The following is a 12,126-nucleotide window of genomic DNA, read 5'->3' as shown; positions in this document are numbered from 1 at the left end:
TAATAAATTAAAACAATCCCCTATAAGGGTTTGTCTCACAGATTCATACCGTCAAAATACCGCTACATAACTTATGCCGTTTTTGGTAATTGCCGCGCTGAAAAAACCGTCAAAAACAACATCACAGCCAAAATGACAAAAATCTCTTGGATAGCAGTACTGACGCTCTGATTACTGCCAGCTGCTAATAACTGCGCGCCGCGTCCTGCCACATAGACCGTCACCAACGTGATAAAAATGGTAGATACTATACGGCGACTGATATTGTTGAGCGCCGCGCCTTCGGTGACCACTTCTTTGGCCAAACTACTAAAACCAACCGTGGTGGTAGGCAAATACGCCAGTCCCACACCCACGCCTTGGATACTCATAATCGCCATCAGCAGCCAAAGCGTTGGCTGATATAAACACCATGCCAGCATCAACATGGACAGTGCGCTGATCAAAATGCCCAAAATGCCGATGCTTCTCGCACCGTGCCTATCCACGCGCTTGCCAGCAAAATGGGTCGTGATACTAGACACGAGCGTCGCTGTCATCAAAATAACGCCCGTCCATAACGCGCTTTCGCCCATCACCTCTTGCACCAATATGGGCAATAGCAATAGGCCTACCATCAGCCCTAAAGTCTGAGTAATGCTGATAATCGTACAATGCAAATACACCTTATTGTTAAACAACCGCACGTCTAATAGTGGCTGACTCTGCTGGCGTTCATACGCCCACCAACCCAAAAATGACAGTAAAAACAACACGGCTAATAAGCCTGTCCCTACCATACTGGCAAAACTGCTATGGAAATCTGTCTTGAGTGTGCTAAGCCAAGTCATCAACGCCAATAGCCAGACGAGCAAACTGACAAAACCTATGACATCAAAGGGTTTACTTGCCTTATGCGCGCGGACGTCCGGTAACCATGTCCACACCATAACCATGACCAACGCACTCAGCGGCAGAGTAGCCGCAAATAATGTCCACCACGCAAATTGCTCTACTAGATAAGCCCCTACTAGCGGACCGAACGCCAGTGACATCATGATAACGATGCCCCATAGCGCCATCACTCTGCCATGTCTGTGCTGCGGATAAATCTGATAAAGCATACCAATAGACAAAGGGATAATGAGACCACCGCTAAAGCCTTGCACAGCGCGCGCCACAATCACCATCATCATGCTAGGCGCTAGCATACCAATCACCGAACCCAGCATAAACCCTAGAATAGCGGTCGAATACACTGGCCTAAAATCAAATCTTTTACTCAAATAACCGCTAAGCATCAGCCCCACGCTCATAGACAGTATATAAGCGTTCAACACCCAGCCGCCCATCACAATATCGACTGCGAACACCGACATAAAGACGGGAATAGCAGGGTTAAGGGCGCTATTACTAAAGCTGACCACCGTACCGCCGAGCAGCAGCGTCAACAGTACCTGACGCACTTGCTTTTCTGTCAGTCCGTGACTGCTATCTGTTGAGCGTATCATTTAAATCCCTGTTCCATAATGGTATGACCGACCTTGCCCTGCCGCCAAACTGCATGGAACGTGGTAGATCAGGCCGATGTCAAAAAGCCTGTTCATTGAGCAACAGCACCATAAAATTTGAGATAGCCACTCGATTCAAAAAATTCATCACGATTACAAAAATAAAGCGATGCCTTTTTTTCAGGCATATCGATCAATCGTTGTAAGTGATAGGCAAAACCATCAGCCACCCATTTATACGCCTCAACCTTACTATCAGGTTCGCCCACTATTTTTTTGGCATCAGTATGCTCAAAGATAAACTTATTGAGCATCATTATTATTGGCTTGAGATACCCTTTGCCAACGACGGCAGGATCACCCAATAACATATGCCAGCCCATGTCACTTTCTTTGGCTTTGTAGTAGTAAGACAAACGATCGCGAGCAGCTTCATAAATCTCTGCATAGCCGATAGGCACACCCTCACAAAGTATGATGTAGAGACGGTGATGGTCATCGGCAAGCATTTTTTCAAAATGTACTCGCAGCTGCGGCATCGGCAAATGTAGCTGCCACTGCTCGACCACATGCTCAGCGTGCATCCATTTATAAAGCAGTGGCATGTCTTCAGGATATTTGACCGCTCGTAGTCCAAACGTTTTTTGATACGCTTCTACGGCAAAGGTGTCCGGTAGATTTTGTGTGATGGTTGGCATTGATTACTCCTTATTTTATGTGATTTATTTTGTATTCCTTAAGGCGTGTTTGACATTACGATGACGCCCCAAATGTTTGAAAAACTTGTAAAGCCTCCGTGTTATAAATCGCTGTCCCCGTTAATTGATTGATGATCTGTCCTGCTCTATAAGCGCCTAAGCCTAAGTCAGGCGTACCAACACCATGAGTATGAATTTCTTGATTTTGCACAAACACTTTACCGCGATTGCCAGCTTGGTTTTTATAAACCAAAGCATAATTTCGATCAATCTTTGGTTGCGCAAAGTCATCGTACGCAATAGAGTGCAGCACCGTATTTAGGCAGGAAGGCAGCGCATGACGGTAGCCCGTCCCAGCGATCACACAGTCATAATCCGCCGTAAACGTCTGCTGTTGCTCACACTGTTCAAACGTTATCTTTAAAGTGTCATCAGATAAAGCATCATCAAGTGTTGCCTCGACCACTCCACAATTGGACAGCAGCGTCGTATGCAAGTCTTGGTTGCTGATACTGCGCTCATAAAGCTTATGATAAATATCGCGTATGGTCTCAAACCCCATGCCTTTATAAAGCAAATCCTGCTTGGGCGCGACGTTTGCTTTGGTAGCGCCGTCCAACTGATAAAAATAATCGGTATAAGCGGGGCTAAAATGCTCTAAGCCTAAAGGTGAGTATTCCATGGGGAAAAACCCCGCCGAACGGGTCATCCAGTCCAATTGGAATGTTGGCTCATCATTGGCATCAAATTGCTGATCAAACAACGCTCGATATACTTCAGCCGATGATTGACCAGAGCCTAATATCACTATTTTAGTCAGTCTATCTTCATCATCATCTACTTTTCCCTTTTTTGCTTTAATCGCTTCAAAATCAAAATTGTCGGCAAAATTCGCAGTATGCATACAGCGTTCGGGCGCTCGATTGGCAATCTTTTGCAGCGAAGGTGGCAGTGTTGGCTGCGTACCCGTTCCTATCACTAGATTTTTGGCGTAGTACGTTTTTTGTATGCCTTGTTCTTGGACAGTAACGACAAATCCTAGACATTCCTCAGTATTAGAGCCATCACTATTTTCGTTAAAAGCCACATCCACCACTTGTGAATCAAATGCTAAGCTATCCAGCTGCCCTGCGACCCATTGGCAATAATGATTGTACTCCTTACGATAAATCTTAAAGTCCTCTAAAAAATAAAATTTCAGCAATCGGTGCTGCGTATGCAGATAGTTTAAAAATGAATAGGGACTGGTTGGATCTATCAATGTTACCAAGTCTGCCATAAAGGGCACTTGCAACGTGGTGTGCGGTAAAATCATACCTTTGTGCCAATTAAATCCAGCTTTTTGCTCAAAGAATTTGGCATTGATGTCCGTTTTCTCCAGCAATGCCGCCAGACTAAGATTGAATGGCCCCAAACCAATACCGATAAGATCTAACACATTGATTCCTTACTTGTTTATAACGATTATTCACATGTCGATTTTATTTTGAGCGATATTTTGAGCGATGGTCAGATCAATATAAAAGTCAGTCAGCAGGACTGGCATAAATTTTACGAAGCCTCTGTCACCATAGGTACAGCAAGCGAGAAAAATTTGTACCAGTTCTGCATGTTAACGACCTGTCTCTATTGCACTTAGCATCGACGATACCTACCCTAGGCGCTCATAGGATTGGGAATGTCCACATAAATAGACTGTGTTTCAACAGGGGCTACAAGCTCATCTAATGCATGCAATCTGGTGAGCAGATTGCCTTTGAATGGCAATGTCGGACTACGCAGCAACAGAGCGATTAAAGAGCGGTGCGGATACTGGGTTTCTAAAGTCACCAGACAGTCTCGGAACGTCGCTAGTAACGCAGCCTCATTGACAAGCTGAGTGCGAGCAATCGCGGTAATGAGACCAAAGATCGTATTACCCACTAAATAATAAGCAATACGTGAGTCAGCAAAATCTTCTGGAATGACGCACTCTGCTTCACTGATCAGCTCCGGATAAGCGTCAATAAGCGGCTGGGCATATTCAGCAATATAGCCAAAGCTTTGATTGTCCCTCGCCCAAAATTTTGCAGGATAGCCGTCTTTTAGCTCAATAAGACTGTTTTGTTGATGAACCTCAAACGCAAGTCCATGCTTATAATACATATGAATTAGCGGTATAAAACCAACTTGTAAATAGGTATCAAACCATTTGCCAGCAATGTCCTCCAAAGACTCATTGGTGCGCTCGTGAATTGACTGAAATAAAGTGGCCAGTCGATTGGTGAGACGAGTCGGATGATCTTGACTTAAGCTGGCAAGATTGGTGACTTGCATCGATTCGGTAAAAGGATTGTCGCGTAAGATACAGATGGTCTCATCGATGATCTTCCCTTCTATAGACAGTGCGACCCAAGCAGGATCATTCAATACGGCAATCGTGCTGTACTCCGTGCCCAACTGTTTACCATAATCGCTACGCCATATCCGGCAAGCGTGCATACCGCGCTTACATTCTTTTGGCAAATTGATACGCACAGAGTTGGTAATCGCCACAGATAGCGACAACTTAAACATCCAAGGCGCGTCAAATGCCGCCAGCGTACGCACCGAAGTTGTCGGATGTAAATGCCAGCCAAGCCTGCCCAAATCAACCAATTCTCCTTTCTCAATCAACTGCTGATACCACGCTTGCTGCTGCAAAAACGTCGCTTGCCACGGATGCAGTGGCAACAGTTTATAATCAGGATGTTGCGTAATGAGTTGTTGTTGATAATGACTCATATCAGACAACAGCTTTGATTTAAGCTCGGCGGTGATACTATCGCCATCCACGAACTCTTCGACAATGTGGTCAGGATGCACGAGCCAATAACGCAGCTGCGTTTTGCTGCTGGTCTCGGGCGCATATTTCGCCCATTCCGCGCCATAAAAACCCGCCCGACCTTTTGGGGTGGGATGCATGGCATGACCATAAATCAGGCTTTGCTCGGCTTGAATAAAATCCTGTTTGGCATCAATAATGTCATCAATCTCATCGTTACGATGTTCTAAAATAATCTGCAATCCTTCATAACTTTCAAGCCAGCGCTTGAGCACGCCATTGCCATCGAGCGTCACCTCATCCTTATAATGATGCACGATATCTTCGATAATCAAAGCAGCGAGGCTTACAGCCGAAGGTTTTAGCCAGTAGCGTTCTGATTGAGCGTCATTTAACGAAGCCAAATTCAATAAAGAAGGTGTATCCGCAAAACGGTGCTGACCCAACTGACTGACTCTATCGATGGGCACCGCCATCACAGTGTCATGCGGCGCTAGGGTCAATACCAAAATAGGCTTGTTTTGCGAGATTTTTTTTTGGCGCGCGTCCTGCTCTTCTACCATTACAATCTTGCCGCGCCCTGTCTCATAACTGTAGGCGTTCACTAAGTTTTGTAGGGTTAAACGATCCAGCGTTTTATGTTGCATCATTGTGTTTTCCTTCAGAAATATGGAGTCGCTTAAAGCCAGCAATAACCACTTGTTCAATAATGGTATTGATGTCACTGACTTGGGTATTAGGGTTTAAAATAGTAAATTTCAGACAAAGCTGCTGCTCAAATTGAGTGGTGGCCACATTTGCAATATTATTGATTAATAAGTCTTGGGCAATTTGGCGATTCAGTTGAGACAGCTGCTGGCTGGTCAATGATTGGTTTTGTGGTTTAAAGTAAAACAACACGCTGCTAATGATAGGCTGATGCATTAACACAAGATCTGCGTTGGCTTCGATCAATCGTGCTGCTTGTCTAGCCGTATCAAGACAGGTATCAATCAATGCGCCATAGTCGTCCGTACCTAATAAATCAAGCGCCATCCAAAGCTTTAGCGCGTCAAACCGACGAGTAGTCTGTAGCGAATAAGTGACCAAATTCGGGATGTTGTCTTTTTCATCGTCAGAGGGATTTAGATACTCACTATGATGACGAATGCTTTCAAAGTCTCGCTGATCGCGTAATAAAAAAGCGCCACAGCTGATGGGTAAAAAGAAATGCTTGTGAAAATCCAAGGTAATTGAGTCAGCTTCATGAATACCATCAATCAGCTGTCGATAGCGTTGTGACAGCAGCAAAGCACCGCCCCATGCTGCATCTACATGTAGCCATATTTTCGCGTTGCGACAAATCTTGACGATGTTCGTTAAAGGATCAATAGCGCCCAAATCGGTGGTGCCAGCTGTGGCTACCACCGCCATTACATTGTCTACCCCAATCTCATTTATCTTATGCTGGAGATCGGATAAGAGCATAGCGCCACTCGAATCGGTCGCTACCTTTTCAACGCACTGTACGCCAAGTCCTAAGAGCGCGGCGTTTTTTTCGATAGAAAAATGTGCTTGGTCTGAGCACAAAATCGTACCGCGGCGCTGACCCATTAGCCCTTCTTTTTGTACATCCACGCCTTGGGCTTCATAGAACTTATTGCGAGCCAGTAGCAACCCCATAAGATTGCTTTGCGTACCGCCACTGGTAAACACGCCGCCTGCCTGACGCTTATACTGACGATTAATTTGAGCGTTCGTTTGGGACTCAAAACTGGTATCAAACTGGCAGAGCTGACACAGCCATTCGATGAGATTTTTTTCGATGTAGGTGGCCGCTGGGCTTTGGTTCCAAGAATCCATACTCTGATTGGTCGCTGCAATAATCATCTCGGCGATTTGACCCACCACCAAGGTTGGTGGATGTAAATGTGCCAAACAATGACGGTGTGCCGTTGACACACAATTGGGCAAAAACTTGCCCTGTATGTCAGCCAATATGGCTTCGATATCTCGCCCTTTTGCATTAATACTAACAGAGGTAGCGTCTTGTACCTGCTGCGGCGTCCCACCTAAATAGACGTTGTTGTCATCAAGCCATTGCTGAATGACAGCGCTCGTTTGCTGCATGTGCGTGAGGTATTGCTCACTGGTTTGCTGATTTAATAAGTACAAAGTATCCTCACCAGTCTGTCCTGCGACTATTGTTATAATTTTAAACAACCATACTAGCGATATGACGTGCTACTGATTGGCTTGTAGTGCGCTATCCAATTTTTCTAGTACTTGCTGCAGCTCTTCTTTTGTCACATTGAGTGGTGGTAAAAAACGCAGTACGGTCCCGCCGCGTCCGCCTTTTTCAATGACCAAGCCGCGTTTGAAACAATCCTGTTGAATGTTTGCAGCCACGACGCTGTCCGCAGGATAACTGCCGTCGGTTTGTTTGAGCAGACTCGGATTTATAATTTCCATACCGATCATCAGTCCTCGACCTCTGATGTGGCCAATCCTTGGGTAGCACTGTTGTAGGGATTTTAGCTCTGACATAAACCACGCGCCTATCTCAGCGACATACGCAGCCATGTCGTTCTCTTTTAGATATTCGAGGGTAGCAAGTCCCGTTGCCATGGCCAATTGATTGCCACGGAAGGTGCCAGAGTGATTACCTGCTTGCCATGCATCGTATTGTTTTTTGATACCCAGTACTGCCATTGGTAAGCCGCCGCCGATGGCTTTTGACATGACGATCATATCGGGATCGATATCCGCGTATTGATAGGCAAACCAGCGGCCGGTACGGCAAAAGCCTGTTTGTACCTCATCGATGATTAATAAGATATCAAGCTCCTTGGTCACGCGGCGCACCTGCTTCAACCATTCTATTGGCGCAGGATTGACCCCGCCCTCTCCCTGAATGACTTCTAAAATAACTGCCGCTGGTTTGACTACCCCGCTTTCTACGTCTTTTAAAAAGTTTTCAAAGTAAGTGATGTGCGCGCTGACGCTTTGCTCATTAGACAGACCAAAAGCGCAGCGATAAGCATTGGGATAGGGTAAAAACTGCACCGGACTCATCAGACCTTCGATACCTTGCTTGGGTGCAAGGTTTCCAGTTACCGCAAGCACACCATGGGTCATACCGTGATAACCACCGCTAAAGCTGACAATGCCTGAGCGCCCAGTCACTTGTTTTGCCAATTTGAGAGCCGCTTCTACCGCATCCGCGCCCGTTGGCCCACAAAACTGCAAGCAATACTCATCGCTACTGGTACCCAAAAGCGTGTATAAAAATTCACTAAATTTGTCTTTTAATGGCGTGGTAATGTCTAAGGTGTGCATTGGCAGATTGCTGTCCAAGAGCTGTTTGATGCTCTCAGTGACCACAGGATGATTGTGGCCAAGTGCTAGCGTTCCGGCACCCGATAGACAATCGATATATTTATTCCCTTCTACATCGGTAATCCAAGCGCCTGTTGCTGATTGAATCGCAAACGGCAATTTGCGCGGGTAACTACGAACCTTGGATTCAAAATTCGCTTGACGATGTAAATAGCATTCGTTATCAGTTTTCTCATCTAAAAAGGACATGTACATAGTATCGAACCTTATTCGCTATTCTTCACAAACACTCAGACTTGATTTTTAAAGAAAGTTTGGAGAAATAGTCGGCTTAATTTAAAAAATATAGTGTGACTTCACTATAAGGATGGTCAAACATTGAATAAGAATATAAATGATAATCATTATCGTTTACGTGACGTATTATTGACGACCTATTCGCTGCTGTCAACCTCATTTGTTTATTTTTTGACAAGTATTTTGAAGCGAATTGCTCGATTAATTTTGGATAAACAAGCACAGAGAACCCATGACAAATACTCGAAAGTACTTATCATTAGTTCTATCTATTTACCTACAAAAACTATCGACTCACAGCGACGGGTACTTTACGAATCAGCCATAAGAAATACGCGCCGCCAATAATGGCTGCAATCGTACCAGCAGGTAGCTCATAAGGGAAAATAACATAGCGCCCAATCCAATCTGCCAGCACCATAACGCCTGCGCCCAGTAAAGCCGCTAAAGGCAACTGGCGCTCAAGCCGTACCGCTCCAAGCGAGGTTGCCAAATGCGGCACCATCAAGCCAATAAAACTGAGCGGCCCCACCGCAAGCGTACTGGCAGTACTAAGCGCTGCCACCAGTGCCAATAGCGCAATTGTCACGGGCGTTACTGCCACGCCTAGATTACGAGCGACACCTGTGCCCAAACCGAGGACGCGCAGAGGTTTGATAAGTAGCAGACTTAATACCAATAAGATCATAGCAATACCCATGAGATACCACACGGTATTGGGCTGAGCACTATAGGTCGTCCCTGACAACCAGCTAAGCATCGCCTCTAACCGCGGGTCACCTGAGAGCTTGACCATATGCATGACCCCATCCATCATGGCGGCAATGCCGATACCGACCAGCAGTAGATAGCCTGAGCTTACCCTACGTGCCAGCCAAACAATCAATAGCAATACAGCGACAGCGCCAGACAACCCTGACAGCAGCAATGTGCCTGAGCCTGCGGACAACCCCAAGCTTGGTAGTAATAAAAACCCCAAGATAACGCCAAGTGCTGCCCCTGAGCTCACCCCCAATACCTCTGGACTGGCCATCGGATTGCGCGTGAGCGTTTGCAGTAGGACGCCAGCGACCGCCAGCATAAGACCCGTTGCAGCCGCACTCAGACTGCGAGGCAGTCGATACTGCTCGGTAATTGCCCAATCCGTGCTAAGCCCCCAACCATTGACATCTTGCACCAAAAGACACGCCAGAATAATCATGACAATGACGCCAATGCCCCAGCGCCAAAACGCGATGGGCGTGTGCTTACCTGTCAACATTGGCGTCACGGTTTCTATGCGCTCACGGCGTTGTCGTAAAATCAGCCAAATAATAAGTGGTGCGCCAAGAATACCCGTCATCGCCCCTGCTGGGATTTGCATATTCAGCACCGGCTCAAGCAACAAGGCCAAATTGCTGGTCAGCCATAGCAGTAACGCCCCTAAACCAAAGGCCGCAGCCAAGCGTTTGCTGATTGATGAAATGCCTAAAGCGTTGACTAAGCTAGCAGCACCCAGACCGATAAAGCCAATTAGACCAACCTCACTGACCACCAAAGCCGTTATAACGGCCACGATAAGCACCACCAAAGCGCGGATACCATTGATAGGTACGCCCAAACGCTTGGCCTGCATGTCGTCCAAACTCATCAGGGTCAGTGGTTTTAATAACGGCAAACACACGACTGTCATTATGACTGCGGTTAGCGCTAGCACCATACTGGTATGCCAGCTGTTTTGTGCCAAAAACCCTGCTGCCCATGACAGCATGCCATTACTACGCTCAGCGAAAAACAACACCAAAACATTGGCAACGGCGGCGAGTAAAATATTGACCACCAAACCTGCCAATATTAAAATTAAAGGGTTAAATCGGCTGGGCGCTGACAATGCAAAGACCAGCCCCATACTGATAATCGCCCCGACAAAGGCCACATAAATACCGCCATAAATCGCCAAACTTGGCAAAAACAAGGTCACGATTAGCATGGCCAATTGTGCGCCCACGCCCACGCCCAAAGTGGTGTCTGAGGCCAAAGGATTTTTGACCAACTGCTGTAGCAAGATACTGACCACTCCCAGCAAACCCCCTGCCAATAGCGCCACCACACTGGTCGCTACCACATGCAGCTGTGTTGCCATACTGGCAATATCCAACTGCGCGCTTGGGAGAAACAAATCGCTGATGGGCCGCGTCCATTCCTGATTGATTAGTGCCCAACTGCTCCACAACGACAAGCTCACAAGGGTGATGAGCATGACCCATAATTGCCATGACGTAGCAGCGAGGCGCGTACTGTGCGGTTGAGGTGAGTTTGGTGGCGGGCTTGATGGTTTTTGTTTTCGCGAACCGGAGTGCTTTGAGATATCGACCGTTTGGGAAGAAGAAAGTGACTTCATAGGCTTGGCATTATTGGTCATGTTATTGGCAGGCGTGTGATGGGTTTGACTGGTATTAATGTTGGTATTGGTATTAGCGGTCATGATGCGCTCCCGCCTTTTAACTCAACAGTGGATAAATTGTTTGCCAAGTCCACCAATGATGACATGCCGCCATAAATCCATACTGGTGGCATCTCGCCCACACAGCGGTTGTTGCCGTAGCTTAAGCGCTCCCAAACCAGACTGTCCTTAATCTCAGCTCGGGTTATTGGACTAAGGGGGTCTATGATTAATAAGCAAACGTCGTCATCCAACTGTGCCAAGTCACCCATTCGTATCGGCACAAAACCAAAACTATTGCCTTTGCCTAGTACCACAAGCTCTTTTTGCATTTGGGTGAGCGCTGGTTGAAACAAACTGTTTGCGACATACATGCGCATATTATTGGCATCAGCAAACTGTACTACGGCGAACTTTTTTATATTTGGATAACGCTGCTGAAGGCGCGCGCTCGCAAGATTGATGTCTTTACGGCTTTTTGCAATGTAGTCCTCGGCCAATTTAGGGTCATCAATCAGTTTACCTAACTGCCGTGTCGGCTGAGTATAATCTGCCAAAGTCGCGGTATCGCCTTTAGCGGCAAACATAACAGACTCGGCGGGCACGTCCCCATAAAGGCTTCGGGCATGTTCATAAAAAAAGTTATCCACCACCATATCGACGGGCAGCTGGGCTATCAGTTCAGCATTGGGCTGATAGCGAATACCCAAATCAATCGTTGAAGCCGGCAATTTAGGCGTGCCCACCCATCTGTCCCATACTCTGATATCGCCAGTAGCAATCGGTGGATAGCCCATAGCCGTTAACGTCGCCGCATTGCCCCAGTCAGGAGACACAATATTGATATCAACATTATTAGCACTGTCTATTTGCGCGTCTGTTTGCTCAGTCGCTGGTTTTTGACAGGCAGTCAGTGCAGTGGTTAGTACCAAAGTTGCTACGATAGGCCGCCACCTTGTCTTAAGTAAAGCGGTGCCGATACGATCAGTGAGTAAAGGTTTTGCTAGCCGTCTCGTGGACGTGTATTGATACAGGACAGAAAACATAGCGGTCTATCTTTTTTAAGCAAGTAAAAGGAAATAAGCGAGCGGAAAATAA

Annotated in this window: 8 protein-coding genes; all 8 read right to left on the bottom strand. The window is 46.6% G+C overall.

Annotated features, from left to right (window positions below; genetic code table 11):
• Positions 1-71 precede the first annotated feature (71 nt).
• On the bottom strand, positions 72-1,490 hold the full coding sequence (locus M917_RS09095; RefSeq protein ID WP_021814516.1) for an MFS transporter: 1,419 nt from the start codon (positions 1,488-1,490) through the stop codon (positions 72-74).
• Positions 1,491-1,582: 92 nt separating this feature from the next.
• The gene (locus M917_RS09090) at positions 1,583-2,188 is read right to left on the bottom strand and encodes a GNAT family N-acetyltransferase (protein WP_021814515.1); all 606 of its coding nucleotides are present in this window, start codon (positions 2,186-2,188) and stop codon (positions 1,583-1,585) included.
• Positions 2,189-2,243: 55 nt separating this feature from the next.
• Positions 2,244-3,626, bottom strand: coding sequence for a lysine N(6)-hydroxylase/L-ornithine N(5)-oxygenase family protein (locus M917_RS09085; protein WP_021814514.1), 1,383 nt, complete (start codon positions 3,624-3,626; stop codon positions 2,244-2,246).
• 218 nt (positions 3,627-3,844) lie between these two features.
• A complete protein-coding gene (locus M917_RS09080; RefSeq protein WP_051354263.1) occupies positions 3,845-5,641 on the bottom strand; it encodes an IucA/IucC family protein in 1,797 nt (598 codons plus the stop codon).
• On the bottom strand, positions 5,628-7,145 hold the full coding sequence (locus tag M917_RS09075; RefSeq protein ID WP_021814512.1) for a pyridoxal phosphate-dependent decarboxylase family protein: 1,518 nt from the start codon (positions 7,143-7,145) through the stop codon (positions 5,628-5,630). The genes M917_RS09080 and M917_RS09075 overlap by 14 nt, the downstream gene beginning before the upstream one ends.
• Before the next feature lie 69 nt (positions 7,146-7,214).
• Entirely contained in the window at positions 7,215-8,564 is a 1,350-nt protein-coding gene (locus M917_RS09070) for a diaminobutyrate--2-oxoglutarate transaminase family protein (RefSeq protein WP_021814511.1), read from the bottom strand.
• Between the two features lie 328 nt (positions 8,565-8,892).
• Entirely contained in the window at positions 8,893-11,070 is a 2,178-nt protein-coding gene (fhuB, locus tag M917_RS09065) for a Fe(3+)-hydroxamate ABC transporter permease FhuB (RefSeq protein WP_021814510.1), read from the bottom strand.
• Entirely contained in the window at positions 11,067-12,074 is a 1,008-nt protein-coding gene (locus M917_RS09060) for a TroA family protein (protein ID WP_051354262.1), read from the bottom strand. The genes fhuB and M917_RS09060 overlap by 4 nt, the downstream gene beginning before the upstream one ends.
• Between the last annotated feature and the right edge of the window lie 52 nt (positions 12,075-12,126).

It is taken from the genome of Psychrobacter aquaticus CMS 56 (assembly GCF_000471625.1).
GTDB classification, from domain to species: domain Bacteria; phylum Pseudomonadota; class Gammaproteobacteria; order Pseudomonadales; family Moraxellaceae; genus Psychrobacter; species Psychrobacter aquaticus.
Note: the sequence above shows the minus strand (reverse complement) of the source record. Positions and strands in the feature narration are given on the sequence as shown.